Below are 18,321 nucleotides of genomic sequence, written 5' to 3'. Positions count from 1 at the left end.
GTCAGGCCGCCAGCATCTGTTCGATCTTCTCGCGGTTGAGGCCCTTTTCACCGATCACGACGAGCGCCGAACGGCGTACTTCGCCTGCGGCCCAGGGGCGGTCGAAATAGTGATTGACGCGCGCGCCGACGGCCTGAACCTGAAGGCGCATGGGCTTGGACGAGACTTCGACGAAACCCTTGATGCGCAGAACGTTCTCAGACGCCGCGGTCTGGGCGATACGTTCTGCCAAGGCCTCCGGATCGGACACCGCACCGAGTTCGACCACGAAGCTGTCGAATTCGTCGTGATCGTGGTCCTCTTCCTCATCATGATGGGTATGGCGGTTTTCGATATCGTTTTCGACTGCCAGCCCAAGCCCGATCAGCACGGCAGGATCGATCTGGCCGTGGGAAGCAACGACGATCTTGGCGGCCTTTGGCAGATGCTCGCCGATATGCGCCTTGGCACGCTCCAGACCTTCGGCATCGAGAAGATCGGCCTTGGTCAGCACGATCAGGTCGGCGCAGGCGATCTGATCTTCGAAGACTTCCTCGACCGGATCGTCATGGTCGAGCGCTTCGTCATTGGCGCGCTGGGCGGCGAGCGCGTCCATGTCATGCGACACCATGCCTTCGGCAAGTGCCGCACCATCGGCAACGGCAACGACCGCGTCGACGGTGACGCGACTCTTGATCGCCGGCCATTGGAAGGCCTGGACCAGTGGCTTGGGCAGCGCAAGACCGGAGGTCTCGATCAGGATATGATCGACCCGCGGTTGACGGCTCAGAATCTGCTCGATGGCCGGCTGAAAATCATCCGCGACTGTGCAGCAGATGCAGCCATTGGCAAGCTCGACGATGTTTTCTTCCGGGCAGCTTTCGATGCCGCAGCCCTTGAGGATGTCCCCATCGATGCCGACATCGCCGAACTCATTGACGATAATCGCCAGACGCTTGCCATCGAGCTTTTCCAAAAGGCCGCGCAGCAGCGTGGTTTTGCCGGCGCCCAGAAAGCCGGTGACGATGGTGCAGGGAACGCGCTCTAGCGTGGTCATGATGTCTCCTCGAGGAAATTCAAAGGGGGAATGCGCGCGACCATGCCGCGCTTCAAGCTGTCCGGACGCCCGCGCCAAGGCATCAGGCCATCGGTGGAACTTTCAAGCAGGCGCGCGCCGGTGATCAGATCATCGGCATGATCGGGCGTCAGCCCGCCGAAGACGTAAGACCAGCCATCGGCACTGCGCATCGCGGCACTGGCACCACGCTTGCAATTGGCAAGGCAGTTGACGCTGCGTACCTCGATATCGGCTTCCGCACCAAGCGCGATCGCCGCCTCTGCCAGCAGCGCGCCGGGGCGCGGCTCGGCATTCGGTTCTGCCTCACTACGGCAACTGCGGCAGACATAAACAACCAGACCGGGAGCTTTCTGCTTTTCGGTCGATCCTTCCGTCCGAGACGATGTCGCTGTAATATCCAAACCGAGCCCGCTTCCGCTGTTAAAACATGCAAGGGGTGCGGTGCCAAAGACGGAATGCGAGACAGCGCAAACCGATATTCGGCGGAACTGACTGACCGGAGCACCCCGCCCGGCAGACGTTTTTTCTGGAACGGCAGGTCTCCTGGCTTGCGGCTTGAATAGGCGCCCTTGCACCGCCTTCCCGGATCGAAATCCAGTGGCTTTACGGTGCGGGCTTGCCGCTTACAGTTGCGGGGGCAGCCACGGATTGACCCGAGAAGTGGGCGGAACCGTGTTCCCTCTTAGCTTTTCCCGTTGCCGGAAAAAGACCGTCAGTGCCTTACCTTTACGGGCAAGCTGGCTTGCGGTCAATGCGCGGATTCTTGAGCGATGCTCTCGGTGCCATTGCCGAGAAGGGCGTTTTGACTATAGTCGCCGCTTCCAAAACAGGCTCGGAAGGACGTGGACATCATGACACGCGAGATCAGCGACAGTGACGCCGCCCGCCACCGCGAGAAGATGGTGAACCGCAAGAGCGTGCAGGATGCGGAAGTGGCCGAGAAGACCATCGAGAAGGGTCTATTGATGGTCAATACCGGCCCTGGCAAGGGCAAGTCCACTGCAGCCTTCGGCCTTGCGCTGCGCATGCTCGGCACGGGCCGACGCGTTGGTATCGTCCAGTTCATCAAGGGCGCGTGGTCGACCGGTGAACAGCAGGCGCTGATGCTTTTTGGTGACCGGGTGGAATGGCGCACCATGGGCGAAGGTTTCACGTGGGACACTCAGGACCTGAAGCGCGATATCGCCGCGGCGACCAAGGCCTGGGAGGAAGCAAAGCTCCTGATGGCCGATGAGACGATCGGTCTTTTGGTTCTGGACGAATTGAATATCGCGCTTCGCTACGATTATCTGGATCTGACGGACGTTGTCGCCACTTTGCAGAGACGCCGTCCCGATCTGCACATCATCGTGACCGGGCGCAATGCCAAGCCGCCGCTGATCGAGGCAGCAGACATGGTGACGGAGATGACGCTGGTGAAGCATCACTTCAAGGCGGGCGTCAAAGCCCAGTCCGGCATCGAGTTCTGATCCATGGTCGCCAGATCCATCATGTTTCAGGGAACCGGCTCGGATGTCGGCAAGTCGCTGATGGTGGCGGGTCTGGCGCGTGCCTTTACCCGTCGCGGACTTTCGGTCCTGCCCTTCAAGCCGCAGAATATGTCCAACAATGCCGCGGTGACTGCGGATGGTGGCGAGATCGGTCGGGCGCAGGCCTTGCAGGCGCGGGCGGCAAATGTTCCGCTCTCGGTGCACATGAACCCGGTTCTTTTGAAGCCCCAGAGCGAAACCGGCGCGCAGGTGGTGGTACAGGGCAAAATCCTCGGCAACGCCAAGGCGGCAGAGTACCAGCACATGAAAGCGGGGCTGATGCTGCACGTGCTGGAAAGCTTCGAGCATCTGAAGGCCAATGCCGATCTGGTTTTGGTCGAAGGTGCCGGCAGCGCATCGGAAGTCAATCTGCGTGCCAATGACATTGCCAATATGGGTTTTGCCCGCGCCGCCAATGTTCCGGTGATCTTGATCGGTGATATCGACCGAGGCGGGGTGATCGCCAGTCTCGTCGGCACGAAGACGGTGGTGGATGCAGACGACGCGAGGATGATCGAAGGCTTCATCGTCAATCGTTTTCGCGGCGATCCCTCGCTGTTCGAGGAGGGGATGCATATTATCGCAGACCACACCGGCTGGACGTCCATCGGCCTTCTGCCGCACTTTGCCGACGCCGCACGGCTGCCCGCCGAAGATGCGCTGGGACTGACTGGCGAAGCCCAAACGAAACCGGGCGCGAGGATCCGCATCGCCATGCCGATCCTGCCGCACATCTCCAATTTCGACGATCTCGACCCGCTGGATATGGAGCCGGATGTCGAACTGATCCGCGTGCGTCCCGGAACCGCCATTCCTGGCGATTGCGCCCTTATTTTGCTGTGCGGATCGAAAGCGACGATTGCCGATCTGGCCGTCCTGAAGCAGGCCGGGTTCGACATAGACATCAAGGCGCATCTTCGCCGCGGCGGAATGATTCTGGGCCTCTGTGGAGGATACCAGATGCTTGGAGCGACCCTATCGGACCCGGACGGCATCGAAGGGCCGCCATCGACCGTGGAAGGGCTGGGGCTTCTAAACGTCGAGACGGTGCTGACCGGAGACAAGCGGCTGGTCTCGGTCGAAGGGCGAAGCTTCGACGGCGAGGCGTTCTCCGGCTATGAAATGCATGTGGGTGTGACTAAAGGTGTCGATTGCGAACGACCCTTCTCCACGATCGGCAACCATGTCGATGGCGCCATATCCGCCGATGGCCGTGTTTTCGGCACCTATGTCCATGGCCTGTTTTCCGATGACGGACAGCGTAGCGCCTGGCTGCAACGGCTTGGCGGGCACCGCTCGGCCTTGAATTACGAAGCGCAGGTGGATGCGGTGCTGGACCGGCTGGCCGACCACATGGAGCGCCATCTCGATCTAGACGCGCTGCTCTCTATCGCCAGATAAGCAATACCATAAGACCAAAGAAGCCGATCAGCAGGCCATCCGCGATACGCGCAAGCTTCAGAGCCTGACGAATATCGGCGGCGGTCAAATCCCGACGCCCGCCTTCGCCCATGAAGCGCGCCTGGATCATCTGTCCAGCATAGGAGCGCGGTCCGGCAAGTGCGAAACCCAGCGCCCCGGCAAGAGCCGCTTCCGGCCATCCGGCATTGGGAGAGCGGTGGTGGCCGGCGTCACGAAAGATCGCCCGAACCGCATTGGCGGGAGAGGCACCCGGCAAGAAGAAGGCGGCGACCACGAAGAGCACACCGCTGAGGCGCGAAGCGGGAAGATTGACCAGATCGTCCACACGGGCAGAAGCCCAGCCAAAGGCTTTGTGTTGTGGTGTGCGGTGACCGATCATGCTGTCTGCCGTGTTGATCGCCTTGTAGCCCGCCCCACCGGGCAGGCCGAGCAAACCGAGCCACAGCGAAGGTGCTACGATGCCATCAGAAAAATTCTCGGCGAGGCTCTCGATGGCCGCCCGACACACCGCTGCCTCATCGAGTTGATCGGGATCGCGACCAACGATCATCGACACGGCATTGCGCCCACCTTCGAGGCCTTCGCTTTCCAGCGCGATTGCCACTGCCTCGACATGGGTTTCCAAGCTTTTTTGCGCGGGAAGAGATGCACCGACGATCGCGACCAGTAAAAACCCAAGCGGAAAAAGCAGAAGAATACTCTGCAGCAGAAGGGAGATTGTCACCGTGACACCCAAAATAACGATGAGCGCCAAGACGCCTTTGCCTTCCCGATGCAAAAATGATCGGTGTTCTCGGTTCCATTTTGCGTCGAGCAGCGCAATAAGCGAACCGATCCAAGTCACCGGATGGCCGATCCGGCGAAACAGCCAATCGGGATAGCCAGCGAAGCGTTCGATCAAAAGCGACAGGAAAGCAATGGTGAAGAACATGGGCAACCTGAGACCAGAGAGGGTAGAGGCAGCGATCCGCCACGGTGGCGATCTTGGCCGGGCACGTGCGTCCTACCCGCTAGCGCCTCAACCCTGGATCGACCTGTCCACAGGGATCAATCCACATTCCTATCCGTATTCTCCCCTTCCTGCCAGCGCCTTCTCACGCCTGCCGGAGCCTGACGCGCTGGAACGCCTGAAGGCGGTTGCCGCCACCGCTTTCAGCGCGCCGTCTGTCAAGCATCTAGCCGCAGCGCCGGGAACGCAAATGCTCATGCCGCTGCTTGCCGAGATTGCCGTTCAACGCGGCGCCAAAAATGCTGCCGTGCTGACACCCGCCTACGCGGAACATGCCAGAACGGCGCGGATGGCAGGACTTGCGGTGACGGAAGTCGCCCACTTCTCCGACCTCGCTGATTTCGACTATGCGGTGGTGATCAATCCCAACAATCCCGATGGCAGGGTGATCGAGCACGATCATATTCTGGCTCTCGCTGACCACATGCACCGCAAAGGCGGTCTGCTGGTGGTCGATGAGGCCTTTATCGAGACCGGCTATGCGGTAAGCGTAGGCGAAGCCACCGCGATTGAGGGACTCGTGGTGTTGCGCTCTTTCGGCAAGTTCTACGGCATGGCGGGTCTGCGCCTTGGCTTTGCCATTGCTCATCCGGAGATTGCCAATAGGCTGGAGCAGCGCCTCGGACCATGGGCGGTATCCGGCCCAGCGCTGCATGTGGCAACCGAGGCGCTGGCGGATTGGAACTGGCGCGAAGCGATGAGACTCCGGCTAAGAGAAGAAGCTGCGCGTCTCGACGGGCTGCTGGGAAATGCAAGTCTCACCGTCGTTGGCGGCACAAGTCTCTTCCGCCTGGTTCGGGACGAAAGGGCGGCAGCGCTGTTTGAGCATCTTGCACAGCGTGGTATTCTCGTTCGCATCTTCGACGAGCGCCCCTATGAAGTGCGCTTCGGCCTACCGGAGACGGAAGGCGAATGGACAAGGCTAGGGGTAGCTTTGTCCGAATTCTGATTGTTCTCCGACAATCCAAAACAATTATGCCCGGAACTGGTCCGGGCATAAGGAAGGGTGGGAAGCAGAAGCCGGAACCTCAGCCTTTGAAGGTATAGGCTTCGATCGACTCCGGCTTCATTTCGATGGAGAAGCCAGCCATTTTTGGCGGCATATAGGCGGCGTTCTGAATATCGCAGGGCTCGAAGAAGTGCTCGTGCAAATGATCGACATACTCGATCACACGGCCTTCCTTGGTGCCGGATACGACCAGATAGTCGATCATCGACAGATGCTGCACATATTCGCAAAGCCCGACGCCACCAGCATGCGGCCAGACAGGAAGATTATACTTCGCGGCGATCAGCAGCACGGCCAGAACCTCGTTCAGGCCACCCATACGGCAACTGTCGATCTGCACCACATCGATCGCGCCTTCGGCGATGAACTGCTTGAACATGATGCGGTTCTGGCACATTTCACCAGTCGCGACCTTTACCGAGCCAATACCCTGGCGGATCTTGCGGTGACCGGCGACATCGTCCGGGCTCGTCGGCTCTTCAATGAAGAACGGCTTGCAGAAGGCGAGCTTGTTGACCCACTCGATGGCCTGATCGACTTCCCAGACCTGGTTGGCATCGATCATCAGATAGCGATCAGGCCCGATGACTTCACGGGCGATGGTGAGGCGACGAATATCGTCCTCCAGATCACGGCCGACCTTCATCTTCACGTGGTTGAAGCCCGCATCGATGGCTTCATGGCAGAGGCGGCGAAGCTTCTCGTCGCTGTAACCGAGCCAACCGGCGGAAGTGGTGTAGCAGGCGTAACCCTCGGCTTTCAGGATATCGACGCGCTCCTTCTTGCCCGCTTCCGCCTTCTTGAGGATGGCGAGCGCATCATCGCGCGTCAGAACGTCGGTCAGGTAGCGATAGTCGACGATGTCGGCGATCTCTTCGGCGCTCATATCGGCCACGAACTGCCAGACTGGCTTGCCAGCCTGCTTGGCGAGCAGATCCCAGACGGCGTTGACGACGGCACCGGTTGCCAGGTGCATCGCACCCTTATCCGGACCGATCCAGCGCAGCTGGCTGTCGCTCGTCAGGTGGCGCCAGTATTTGCCGGGGTTCTCGATGACGGTGGCGAGATCGGTTCCAACAACCAGATGACGCATCGCCTTGATCGCCATGCAGCAGATGTCGTTACCGCGACCGATCGTGAAGGTCAGTCCGTGCCCCTTCAGCGAAGGCTCATCCGTATCGAGAATGACGTAGGCCGCGGAGTAATCCGGATCTGGATTCATCGCATCCGAGCCGTCGAGGCTCTGTGAGGTGGGGAAGCGCAGGTCGAAAACGCGCAGGTCGGTAATCTTTGTCATGGCCGTTTACTCGCGGTCAGGGGTCATTGAATATGAGAGGCTCGTCGGTCGTTCAGGCCACTTCCACCATGCCTTTGATGACGCCGGCGCGCGGGTCGGTCAAGCCGGCGAAATTGGCTGGCACCTCGGCGAGCGTCATGCGGTGAGTGATGAGAGCGTCCGGCACGCGACCGGCACGCAGGGCTTGCAGCACCCGCTCGAAATCTTCCGGCGTTGCGTTGCGGCTGCCAAGCAATGTCGTTTCGCGCTTGTGGAATTCGGGATCGTTGAAGCTGATATCGCTGGCAACGATAGAGACGAGAACATAAGCGCCGCCATGGCCGACGAAGGAGAAGCCGCGCTCCATCGCCTTCGGATTGCCGGTCGCGTCAAACACGACATCGAAGAAGTTGCCTTCGGTAATCTCGCTTAGCCGCTCCTTGTCACCTTCACCAAGCAGCACGATATTGGCAACGCCAAGATGATCACGGCAGAATGAAAGCCGGTCTTCGCGGCTGTCGATCATGGTCACCACGGCACCGTTCATCGCTGCAAAGACCGCAACGGCCATGCCGATTGGGCCAGCACCGACGATCAGCACATGCTGGTCCTTCTCGACCGCGCCGCGACGCACGGCATGCGCGCCGATAGCAAGGAACTCTGTCATGGCGGCCTGATCGAGAGACAGTCCTTCCGCCTTCAATACGAACTGCTGCGGAACGCTCAAATACTCCACCATGCCGCCATCGCGGTGAACGCCGAGCACACCGATGTTGCGGCAGCAGTTGCTCTTGCCCTTGAGGCAGGCGCTGCAATGCCCGCAGGACATGTAGGGAATGATGGTGACGATATCGCCTGTTGCAAGCGCACTACCTTCCGGTGCTTCCTCGACCGTACCCGACAATTCATGGCCCATGATGCGCGGATAGGAGAGATAGGGCTGATTGCCGGTGAAGATATGCAGATCCGTTCCGCAGACGCCGATGCGACGGACACGCACCAAAACCTCATTGGATGCTCTCGATGGCTTTGGCATTTCCTTGGAAACGAGTTCGCCGGGTTTGTCACAGAAAATAGCCAGCATGGATCACCTGTCGGAAAGAGAATAAATACGTGCGGCGTTTGCGCCGAAAACCTTGGCGTGGTGCTCTTGGGGAACGACGTCCCGGCAGAAATCCAGCCAACCCTGATAGTCACCGGCAAGCCTGATCACCGGCCAGTCACTTCCAAAAATCACCCGGTCTGGACCAAACAGTTCGAAAATGGTTTCCGCATAGGGCCGAACTGCTTCCACTTTCTGCTCGCCACGCTCCACAAGAAGACCGGACACCTTGCAAAAAACGTTTGGAAGTGCAGCAAGCGCCGCCATATCCCGTCGCCAGGCGACATAATGTCCGGTTGCGATCTTAGGCTTGGCACCGTGATCGATAACGATTTGCAGAGCAGCATGGCGGCTCGCAAAACGCAGCAGATAGGGCAGGTGCTGCGGTAGAACCAACGCATCGAAGACGAGGCCCTTTTCGATCATGGTTTCGACCGCCGGACCAAGTGCCGGATCCTCGATCCACTCCACGTCGGCAATATCCTGCAACATCGGCCGCAGGCCCTTGAAGGCAGGATGCGAAGCGCGCCGCGCGATCTCGGCAGGCGCATCCGCTGCCTTCATGTCAACCCAGCCCACAACACCTTTGATGAACGCGTTTTTATCGGCAAGGGCCAGCATGAAATCCGTATCGCCAGCGCTCTCCATGGTCTGTACCAGCACAGTGCCGGAAATACCGGCCTCTTCCAGCAACAGCTCAAGATCGGCAGGCAAGAAATCCCTGTAAATGGCTTCAAGCGAAGCTGGCGGCCACTGACCCTGCCGTTCCTTCAACAGCCAGAAATGCTGGTGTGCGTCGATGAGCATGGCTCAACCCTTCGCGCCCGGCACCGGAGCACCTTCGGCAATCAGCCCGCGACGCTGCAATTCAGACCAGAACGCATCTGGAATATCCTGCTCGAACCAACCGATATTGGAGGAGAGTTGCGCTGAATTGCGCGCACCGGAAACGACGGTAACGGATGCAGGGTGAGCAAGCGGGAACTGTAGCGCTGCGGCCTGAAGCGAAACGCCCATCTCCTCGCAGACATCATGCAGCGCATCCACACGCGCCAGAAGCTCTGCCGGCGCGTCCTTGTAGTTGAACTTGCGATTGCCAGCCAAAATACCGGAATTGAAAGCGCCGGCGACGACGATCCCCACGCCCTTTTCGACGCAAGAATTCATGAAGCCAAGGCTCTGCTGTTCCAGAAGCGTGTAACGGCCGGCAAGCATCGCGGCGTCGATATCGAACACGTCCATGGCGTCGCGAACGACTTCCCATTCATTGACGCCGAGACCGACAGCTTTCGTCGAGCCTTCGTCACGCAGCTTGCCAAGCGCCTTGAAACCGCCGCCTGTGGTCAGCTGGTCCCAATAATGCTGATGCCTGTCGCCATGCGTGTAAGGGCCGATATCGTGAATATAAAGAATATCGGGCTTCAGCACGCCGAGACGCTGCTGGCTTGCCTCGAAAGAGCGCATGATGGCGTCATAGGAATAGTCGTAGACCGGACGGAACGGCAGCGGTGCGACATAGGTATCTTCTTCCGGTCCTACCGTTTCATCCGGCACCATGACACGGCCGACCTTGGTGCTGAGCGTATATTCGCTGCGGTCGTGCTCGGTCACCATCGTGCCGAGACGACGCTCTGAGCGGGTGTAGCCATAAAAGGGCGCGGTATCAAAGTAACGCATGCCACTGTTCCAAGCGGTGTCGAAAGCCCCCTTGGACTCCTCGTAAGGCGTCAGGCGATAGAGATTGCCCATCTGGGCACAGCCGAGACCCATAATGGTCACTTCGACGTCTCTATGGGGCAGTTTGCGTTTATCGGAGACCTTCATGGCGGCGCACTTTCAAATGTGTCGTGTGATTGTGATCGCGCCCTGCGGTGCGATCATTGATATTGCGTATGCGAAGTCCGGTCTCGCCATGCCCGAGACGATCCCGGGCATGGCGAAGGAAGGATATCAGTACAGAACGTTCTTGGCTTCCGGCTTGTCGATATTGTCCTTGGTGACGACAACGACACCGGTATCGACGAACTTCTCGACCTTTTCCTTCTTGATCAGCTTTTCGACGGTTTCAACGCCCTTTTCGCCCATCTGGTAGGAGCCCTGAACGACGATCGCAGACAGTGTGCCGTCCTTGACGAAGTTCTGGAGATCTTCGTTACCGTCAAAGCCGATGGCAACGACCTTGCCAGCCTTGCCGGACTGAGCGAGCGCACGGCCAACGCCGATTGCGGTCGGCTCGTTGGCGCCGAAGATGCCCTTCAGGTCGGGGTTGGCGGCCAGAACGTCAGTGGTCTGGTTCAGAGCGGTCGCCATCTGGGACTGAGAGTAGTAAGGGCCAACGATCTCCAGCTTGGAATTTGCCTTGATGTAGTCGATGAAGCCACCGACGCGGCCGATTTCAGAACCGGCACCCGCAACGTAAGACATGACCGCGATCTTGCCTTCCTTGCCGACCTTCTTGATCATTTCTTCGGCTGCAAGCTCACCGGCCTTCTTGTTGTCGGTCGCCAGGAAAGACTGGTAGTATTGCTCGCCACCCTTGGCCAGCTGCGAGTCGATCAGCACGACCGGGATGCGGGCTTCCCATGCCTTCTTGACGGCTGGCAGAAGAGCGTCCGGATCGGACGGCGCGAGCACGATGCCGTCAACCTTACGGTTAACCGCGTTTTCGACCATGTTGACCTGGTCGGCAATGGCGGATTCGGACGCAGGACCCTGGAAGGTCATCGTTTCGCCCTTGGCGTTCTTCATCGAAGCGTCGGCGCCCTTCTGGACGTTCTGCCAGAATGTCGAATTGACGGTCTTGACGATGACGGCGATTTCGCCAGCCTGCACCGCGGAAACGCTCCAAAGCGCGATCACGGATGTTAAAAGAACAGTCGTCAGTTTCTTCATGTCTTCCTCCATTTATACCGGCGAAGGGAGAGCTCCTCTTCTCGACACCGGCTGTCCCGCGGATAGGGTCCGCACCCCTTTCAGAAGCTAGAGTGCTTTTCGGAGGCAAAACCGAAAACCCTTTCGCTGAAAATGCTGGCACTACAATCAACGGCGGTTGCGCAGCTGGTCGATCCAAACGGTCATCAAGATGACGAGGCCGATGATGATCTGCTGCGTGAAGGCAGAGACACCGTTCATGTTGAGACCGTTGCGCAATATACCGATGACGAATGCACCGATTGCCGTGCCTGAAATCGTTCCGACGCCACCGATCAGCGAGGTGCCGCCGATGACGGCGCTGGCAATGGCGTCAAGCTCGTACATCACGCCTTCGTTCGGCTGTGCGGTAACGAGGCGCGACATCAAAACGCAGCCCGTCAGACCCGCAAGCGTACCGGAAAGAACGTAAGTGAAGTTGGTGACGCGAGCGACATTGACGCCCGAGAGCCGAGCTGCTTCGGCGTTTGAGCCGACCGCATAGATGTGGCGTCCGAGAACCGAGCGGTTCAGCATGAAGGCCACGGCAAGCGCAATGACGACCATCAAGATGACCGGGTAAGGGATGCCCGGGAACACCACATTCGGGAACCCGTCGTCGCCGATATTGACGATGCGGAAGAGGGCACCGTTGCCAAGTTCACCGAAGGATTCGCCGAGGCCGGAGACGGCACGGGCGCCAGTGATCTGCAGCGCCACACCACGCGCAATCAACATCATGCCAAGCGTTGCGATGAAGGGCGGCAGCTTGAAGCGGGTGACGAGGAAACCGTTGATCAGACCGCAGAGCGAGCCGGTCAGAATACCGAGGAACATGCCGACCGGAACCGGCATGCCGAGTTCCTTCACCGCAAGTGCTGCGACCACGCCAGCCAGCGCCAGAACCGAGCCGACAGACAAATCGATGCCACCGGTGATGATGACGCAGGTTGCACCAATACCCAAAAGAGCGATGGACGTGACCTGCAGCGCGATCGTCATGGCGTTGTTGACGCTGAAGAAGGCGCTGCTGGTGGCCGAAAACACGATTGCCAGCACCACGAGGCTGCCGAGTGCGGCAAACTTCTGGATGATGTCTTTCTGCCTGTCGCTAAGCGCGGAGGTTTTAACGGGTTCAGGTGCTTTCGACATGTCTTACCTCATTGCCCCTTGCGGCTATAGCCGGAGGCATAGCGCATAATTTCTTCTTGATTGGTCTTGGCCGTTTCCAGCACGCCGGTAATCGTTCCCTCGTGGAACACAGCGATCCGATCCGTCAGGCCCAACACTTCGGGCAATTCCGAACTGATGAGGATGACGCCGATTCCGCGGGCAGCGAGCTCATCCATGATCTTGTAGATGGCGAACTTCGCACCGACATCGATACCGCGGGTTGGCTCATCGAAGAACAGGATGCGCGACTGGCGAAACAGCCATTTGCCGATGATGATCTTCTGCTGGTTGCCGCCGGACAGAAGGCGAACTGTTTGCTTGATCGAAGGGGTGCGGACATTCAGGAGATCGACATAACGCTTCGCGACCTCATCGTGCTTGTTGAAGTCGATCAGGCCGAAGCGGTTTGAAACCTCTTCCATGTTCGCCAGCGAAGTGTTGGCTGCGACCGACATCTTGATCGCCAGTCCGTCGCTCTTCCGGTCCTCTGAAAGATAGGCAATTCCCTCTTCGATGGCATCCTGCGGAGACTTGATCGAAAGCTCGCGGCCTTCGAAGGTGATAGTGCCAGCGTCGAAAGCATCCGCGCCGAAGATGGCCCGTGCGACTTCGGTGCGACCGGCACCCATCAGCCCCGCAAATCCGAGGATTTCTCCTCGGCGCAGCTCGAAATTGACATCGTGGAACACGCCCGTCCGCGTCAAGCCCTTGACGGAGAAGATGACCTCGTCCGTTGGCCTTGAGGTGCGCTCCGGGAACTTCTCTTCCAGCGAGCGACCCACCATACGGGTAACGATGTCATCGACCGTGATCGATTTGAAATCATCCGTCGAGATGTAGCGTCCATCGCGAAGCACGGTAACGCGGTCGACGATCTCGGCCATCTCGTCCAGGCGGTGGGAAATGTAAACGATGCCGACGCCAGAGGCCTTCAGGTCGCGGATGACCTTGAACAGCAGGCGTGTTTCCTGCTCCGTCAACGATGACGTCGGCTCATCCATAATGAGCACTTCGGCGTCAAGCGAAAGCGCCTTGGCGATTTCGACCATCTGGCATTGCGCCACCGAAAGGCCGCGCACGAGCATATCGGGACTAATGTCTACGCCGAGCCGATCAAGACAGCGTCCGGCGTCAGCGCGTAACTTCTTGCGGTCTACGAGAAAGCCTTTTTTCGGCTCACGAGCGAGATAAATGTTTTCGGCAACGCTCAAATGCGGAACGAGATTGAGTTCCTGGTGGATGATGGCGATGCCCGCCGCCTCAGACTCGAGCGGCGAAGCATATTGGACTTTCTGGCCCTTGTGCAGGATGGTACCGCTGGTGGGCTGATAGACACCGCTGATGATCTTCATCAAGGTGGACTTGCCAGCACCGTTCTCGCCGCAGACGGCGTGAACTTCGCCGGAGCGCAGGTCGAAACGCACATCGCTCAATGCCTTGACTCCGGGGAACTCCTTGCAGATGTCCTCAAGACGCAAAAGCGCACCGGACGCCTGAAGCGCGTTATGCCGTGTGTCATCATGGCTCGAAATGGACGATGCGCCCTGCGACATCCGCTACCTCCCAATAGCCGCTCCGTTCTCCCGCAGAGCGCTTCAATGGTCGCAATGGTTAGGCCGCATTTTTTGGGTGGTCAAGCCAATTTATGATTTTTTATCGTTGAACATACTGAACTCTAAACGCCAGAACGTAATAAATCTGATAATATCAAATGAAATCAAGTAGATGAAATATATCTTTGCCAATACCTTCCGTAAGGTTTACGGTAAGGCCAAATCTTCAACCCCCTCAGGATGATCGTGAGCCTCAGATGAATGGTCAGGCCAAAATCGTGGAGCCGAGACGCCTCTATCAGCAGGTCGCAGACCAGATCCGCGATCTGATCGACGGTGGAGAGTTTCAGCCTGGCACGCGGCTGCCATCGGAAAGAGATCTGGCTCAGAAGCTCGGAGTATCGCGGCCTTCGCTACGCGAAGCGCTGATCGCGCTTGAAATCGACGGCAGCGTTGAGATTCGCATGGGCTCTGGCGTTTATGTCTCGCTGGAGAACGGAGCCCAGCAAGCGCGAACCCGTTCTTTGGGGGACAGTCCTTCCGAACTGATGCAGGCGCGCTCAACACTTGAGGGAGCGACCATTGTTATGGCGGCAAGCCGGATTGATGACGCGGGGCTCTTGTCACTGAGAGCAGCGCTCGATGAAATGAAGAGGGAGATCGAAGCCGGTCGTAAACCGCTCGATCAGGATAGAAGGTTTCACACCATGATTGCCGAGCAATCTGGCAACACCATTCTTGCGCGGCTGGTGGCTGACCTCTTCGATGACAGGCATAGCCCCATCTCCACGCAATTGCGCGTGAAGTTCGAAGACCGCGGCACCTGGGGCTTTGCACTGGAAGAACATGAGGCGATCCTGGCCGCGTTGGAAAGCCACGATCCGCTGCTGGCACAGGCGGCGATGCGTATCCACTTGGAAAACTCGAGACGGCGCTGGATCGAGACGTAATTAAACATGCCTCGGCAGCGATCCTGTCGGGAGGAGGAAAAGAGTGACTGAGAATACCGAAGCGACCATTCTGCTGAACACCAAAGACAACGTTGCGGTCGCCCGCCGACCCATCCCTAAGGATACGGAAATAGGGCGCGGTGATCTGAAGGCGCTTGATCTGATCGGGCGCGGCCACAAGGTCGCACTGCAACCGATCAAGAGCGGCGCAGAGGTGATCAAATATGGTCAGGTGATTGGCGTCGCGACGCAGGATATCGAACCTGGTCGCCATGTTCACCTGCACAACCTCGCAATGGTGCCATCCGAACATGCGCATCAGTTCAGTGTCGATATCGAAGAAAAAGGCATGTTGCCGGAAGCCGAACGTCGGACCTTTATGGGATATGATCGCGGAACGGGCGGTGCCGGCACGCGCAACTACATCGGCGTCATCGCTTCTGTGAACTGTTCGGCGACAGTGTCGCGTTACATTGCCGACTATTTCAACAAGGAGGGCGGGCTCGCCGGTTTCGACAATGTCGACGGCGTCGTGGCCCTGACCCACGGCACGGGCTGCGCCCTCAACACCAAGTCGGAAGGCTATCGCCTGCTGATCCGGACCATCCAGGGCTACGCCCGCCATCCGAATTTCGGCGGTATCCTGCTGATCGGGCTTGGCTGCGAGACAAACCAGATCGCGCCGATCCTTGAACACTACAAGATGGAAGAGGGCGACCGCCTGCGGACGATGACGATCCAGCAGCATGGCGGCACGCGCAAGACCATCGAAGCGGCAATTTCCAACATCAAAGAGATGCTGCCGATCGTCAATGCTGCAGAGCGTACCGAGCAGCCTCTGTCCAAATTGAAGCTGGCGCTCGAATGCGGCGGTTCGGACGGCTATTCCGGCATCTCGGCAAACCCGGCGCTCGGCTACGCATCGGATCTCATCGTTCGCAACGGCGGGACCACTGTTCTGGCGGAAACACCTGAGATTTATGGCGCAGAACATCTTTTGACGCGCCGTGCGGTGACGCCTGCGGTTGCTGAAAAGCTGCTACAGCGCATCGACTGGTGGCGCGATTATACAGCGCGCAACGGCGACGAGTTGAACAACAATCCGTCCCACGGCAACAAGCTTGGTGGCCTCACCACCATTCTGGAAAAGTCGCTGGGCGCTGTTGCCAAGGGCGGCTCCATGCCGCTGAAGGCGGTCTATGAATTCGCCGAAACCGTGACCGAACCCGGCTTCGTCTTCATGGACACGCCAGGCTATGACCCGGTCGCCGTGACAGGTCAGGTGGCGGGCGGATGCAATGTCATCTGTTTCACCACGGGCCGTGGCTCGGTGTCCGGCTTCAAACCCGCGCCCTGCATCAAGATTGCTACCAACTCCGAAATGTTTGAACACATGAAGGAGGATATGGATCTCAACTGCGGTGAAATCGTCACCGGTATGGAGACGATTGAGGAAGCAGGTCAGCGGATCTTCGACCATATCATCGCGGTCGCATCAGGTGAGAAGACTGTCAGCGAGATCTATGACTATGGCGACAACGAATTCGTGCCGTGGCAGGTCGGTGCTGTCACCTGACGTTTCACATGAAACATCGATAGACAAAGAAAAGGCCCGGAGAATGATCTTCGGGCCTTTCTTTTGAACAGCATCAGTCTCAGTGTCTGAAATGGCGCATGCCGGTAAACACCATCGCGACGTTATGGGCATCTGCCGCGTCGATGACGTCCTGATCACGCATGGAGCCGCCCGGCTGAATGACAGCGGTTGCACCGGCAGCTATTGCAGCAAGAAGGCCATCCGCGAAGGGATAGAAGGCTTCCGACGCAACCGCCGATCCCTTTGTCAAAGGCTCTGCGAGACCCATGGCCTTGGCAGCGTCTTCTGCCTTTTGAGCTGCAATGCGGGCAGAGTCCACACGGCTCATCTGACCGGCGCCGATACCGGCGGTCTGGCCATCCTTTGCGTAGATCACCGCATTCGACTTCACATGCTTTGCAATCTTGAAGGCGAACTTCATGTCCTCAAGCTCCTGCGCCGTCGGCGCACGCTTGGTGACGACCTTCAGATCGAGGTCTTCCACCATGCCGTTGTCTCGGCTCTGCACCAGGAGACCACCTGACACGGTCTTGGCGGTGATGCCGGCTGCGCGTGGATCGGGAAGACCGCCAGCGGAGAGCAGTCGCAGGTTCGGCTTGCGTGCGACAATCGCTTTTGCCTCTTCCGTCACGTCCGGTGCGATGATGACTTCGGTGAAGAGCTGGATGATTTCTTCTGCCGTTTCTGCATCAAGCGTCTGGTTCAAGGCGATAACGCCGCCAAAGGCAGAAACCGGGTCGCACGCAAGGGCTCGCTTGTAGGCTTCGAGAAGCGTCGATCCTGTTGCAACACCGCACGGATTTGCATGCTTGATGATAGCAACAGCAGGCGCATTCTCGGGCAGGAACTCGGCAACGAGTTCATAAGCAGCGTCCGTGTCGTTGATGTTGTTATAGGAAAGCTGTTTTCCCTGCAGCAGCGTGGCGGTTGCCACGCCGGGGCGCTTTTCCCCCGTCAGATAGAAACCAGCACTTTGATGCGGGTTTTCGCCATAACGCATCTTTTCCTTCAGCGTACCGCCAATGGCGCGGTAATGCGGCGTCTCGATGGAGAGAGCCTCTGCAAACCAGTTGGAAATGACGGCATCGTAAGCGGCGGTACGGGCATAGGCCTTGGCGGCAAATCGCTGGCGCAGCGCATAAGACGTCTGACCGTCATCGGCCTGCAAGGCCTCGAGAAGTTCAGGGTAATCGGAAGGATCGGTGACAACGGTCACATAGGCATGGTTCTTGGCGGAAGCGCGGATCATCGCCGGGCCACCAATATCGATATTCTCGACTGTCGTCGGATAGTCGCCACCCTTGGCGCGAACCTCTTCGAACGGATAGAGATTGATGACGGAAAGGTCGATGCCTTCGATACCGTGGGCGCGCATGGCCTCCTGGTGCTCGGCATCGTCGCGAATAGCGAGCAACCCGCCATGCACATTCGGGTGCAAGGTCTTCACCCGGCCATCCATGATCTCCGGAAACTTGGTGATGTCGGATACGTCCGTGACCGGGAGACCTGCCTCGGCAATTGCCTTGGATGTACCACCGGTAGAAAGCAGTTTCACACCCAGCTTCACCAGTGCGCCGGCGAGCTCGATAATGTCGGTCTTGTCGGAGACGGACAGAAGCGCGGTGCGGATGCGAACTTTGTCGGGAGCGGGGATCTTCTTGGAAACGACGGCCATCGTGGCAACTCCGTGAAAGGTGGAGGATGAGCCGGAGAAAGCGCGCCCCGGCGGTTGCC

Annotated in this window: 16 protein-coding genes and 1 riboswitch; of the genes, 5 read left to right on the top strand and 11 right to left on the bottom strand. The window is 58.7% G+C overall.

The genetic code is table 11. The features are described 5' to 3' along the window. Nucleotide 1 precedes the first annotated feature (1 nt). Together cobW and QZ869_RS15625 are read right to left on the bottom strand one after the other, a co-directional pair. Nucleotides 2-1,039: a cobalamin biosynthesis protein CobW gene (cobW, locus tag QZ869_RS15630; protein WP_296106067.1), complete on the bottom strand. Its 1,038-nt coding sequence runs from the start codon at nt 1,037-1,039 to the stop codon at nt 2-4. Further along, a complete protein-coding gene (locus QZ869_RS15625) occupies nt 1,033-1,458 on the bottom strand; it encodes a DUF1636 family protein (protein WP_296105817.1) in 426 nt (141 codons plus the stop codon). The genes cobW and QZ869_RS15625 overlap by 7 nt, the downstream gene beginning before the upstream one ends. Before the next feature lie 114 nt (nt 1,459-1,572). Continuing rightward, nucleotides 1,573-1,786, bottom strand: a riboswitch (cobalamin riboswitch). Between the two features lie 122 nt (nt 1,787-1,908). Here QZ869_RS15625 and cobO point away from each other — a divergent pair. After that, the gene (cobO, locus tag QZ869_RS15620; RefSeq protein ID WP_296105814.1) at nt 1,909-2,526 is read left to right on the top strand and encodes a cob(I)yrinic acid a,c-diamide adenosyltransferase; all 618 of its coding nucleotides are present in this window, start codon (nt 1,909-1,911) and stop codon (nt 2,524-2,526) included. 3 nt (nt 2,527-2,529) lie between these two features. Beyond that, nucleotides 2,530-3,987 (top strand): cobyric acid synthase, encoded by a 1,458-nt coding sequence (locus tag QZ869_RS15615; RefSeq protein ID WP_296105812.1) that lies wholly within the window; start codon nt 2,530-2,532, stop codon nt 3,985-3,987. Here the strand turns inward: QZ869_RS15615 and cbiB are convergent. Then, nucleotides 3,974-4,939, bottom strand: coding sequence for an adenosylcobinamide-phosphate synthase CbiB (gene cbiB, locus QZ869_RS15610; RefSeq protein ID WP_296105811.1), 966 nt, complete (start codon nt 4,937-4,939; stop codon nt 3,974-3,976). The genes QZ869_RS15615 and cbiB overlap by 14 nt on opposite strands. On the opposite strand from cbiB, the gene cobD reads away from it, so the two are divergent. Further along, a complete protein-coding gene (gene cobD / locus QZ869_RS15605) occupies nt 4,938-5,966 on the top strand; it encodes a threonine-phosphate decarboxylase CobD (RefSeq protein WP_296105809.1) in 1,029 nt (342 codons plus the stop codon). The two genes, cbiB and cobD, sit on opposite strands and share 2 nt — an antisense overlap. 79 nt (nt 5,967-6,045) lie before the next feature. On the opposite strand, the gene QZ869_RS15600 is transcribed toward cobD, so the two are convergent. From QZ869_RS15600 to QZ869_RS15570, 7 genes are all read right to left on the bottom strand, one after another. Beyond that, entirely contained in the window at nt 6,046-7,323 is a 1,278-nt protein-coding gene (locus QZ869_RS15600) for an L-fuconate dehydratase (protein WP_296105807.1), read from the bottom strand. 52 nt (nt 7,324-7,375) lie between these two features. Then, entirely contained in the window at nt 7,376-8,386 is a 1,011-nt protein-coding gene (locus tag QZ869_RS15595) for a zinc-binding alcohol dehydrogenase family protein (RefSeq protein WP_296105805.1), read from the bottom strand. A gap of 3 nt (nt 8,387-8,389) precedes the next feature. After that, nucleotides 8,390-9,211, bottom strand: a complete 822-nt coding sequence (locus tag QZ869_RS15590; RefSeq protein ID WP_296105802.1) for an amidohydrolase — start codon at nt 9,209-9,211, stop codon at nt 8,390-8,392. Between the two features lie 3 nt (nt 9,212-9,214). Further along, nucleotides 9,215-10,228: an aldo/keto reductase gene (locus tag QZ869_RS15585; RefSeq protein WP_296034962.1), complete on the bottom strand. Its 1,014-nt coding sequence runs from the start codon at nt 10,226-10,228 to the stop codon at nt 9,215-9,217. A gap of 126 nt (nt 10,229-10,354) precedes the next feature. Beyond that, the gene (locus tag QZ869_RS15580) at nt 10,355-11,296 is read right to left on the bottom strand and encodes an ABC transporter substrate-binding protein (protein ID WP_296034964.1); all 942 of its coding nucleotides are present in this window, start codon (nt 11,294-11,296) and stop codon (nt 10,355-10,357) included. 147 nt (nt 11,297-11,443) lie between these two features. Beyond that, the gene (locus QZ869_RS15575) at nt 11,444-12,466 is read right to left on the bottom strand and encodes an ABC transporter permease (RefSeq protein ID WP_296016168.1); all 1,023 of its coding nucleotides are present in this window, start codon (nt 12,464-12,466) and stop codon (nt 11,444-11,446) included. Nucleotides 12,467-12,474: 8 nt separating this feature from the next. Further along, a complete protein-coding gene (locus tag QZ869_RS15570; RefSeq protein WP_296105800.1) occupies nt 12,475-14,040 on the bottom strand; it encodes a sugar ABC transporter ATP-binding protein in 1,566 nt (521 codons plus the stop codon). A 257-nt stretch (nt 14,041-14,297) separates the two neighbouring features. On the opposite strand from QZ869_RS15570, the gene QZ869_RS15565 reads away from it, so the two are divergent. Both QZ869_RS15565 and QZ869_RS15560 read left to right on the top strand, forming a co-directional pair. Then, complete coding sequence (locus QZ869_RS15565) at nt 14,298-14,990, top strand: FadR/GntR family transcriptional regulator (RefSeq protein WP_296086096.1); 693 nt, start codon at nt 14,298-14,300, stop codon at nt 14,988-14,990. A gap of 43 nt (nt 14,991-15,033) precedes the next feature. After that, nucleotides 15,034-16,566: a UxaA family hydrolase gene (locus QZ869_RS15560; protein ID WP_296077927.1), complete on the top strand. Its 1,533-nt coding sequence runs from the start codon at nt 15,034-15,036 to the stop codon at nt 16,564-16,566. Between the two features lie 79 nt (nt 16,567-16,645). On the opposite strand, the gene purH is transcribed toward QZ869_RS15560, so the two are convergent. Continuing rightward, nucleotides 16,646-18,262 carry a bifunctional phosphoribosylaminoimidazolecarboxamide formyltransferase/IMP cyclohydrolase gene (purH, locus tag QZ869_RS15555; RefSeq protein WP_296034971.1) on the bottom strand — a complete coding sequence of 539 codons (1,617 nt, stop codon included), beginning with the start codon at nt 18,260-18,262 and terminating at the stop codon, nt 16,646-16,648. Nucleotides 18,263-18,321 lie beyond the last annotated feature (59 nt).

This window comes from uncultured Agrobacterium sp. (genome assembly GCF_913777885.1).
Classification (GTDB): Bacteria; Pseudomonadota; Alphaproteobacteria; order Rhizobiales; family Rhizobiaceae; genus Agrobacterium.
The sequence above is the reverse complement of the archived record's forward strand: the minus strand, read 5'-3'. Positions and strand labels throughout refer to the sequence as shown.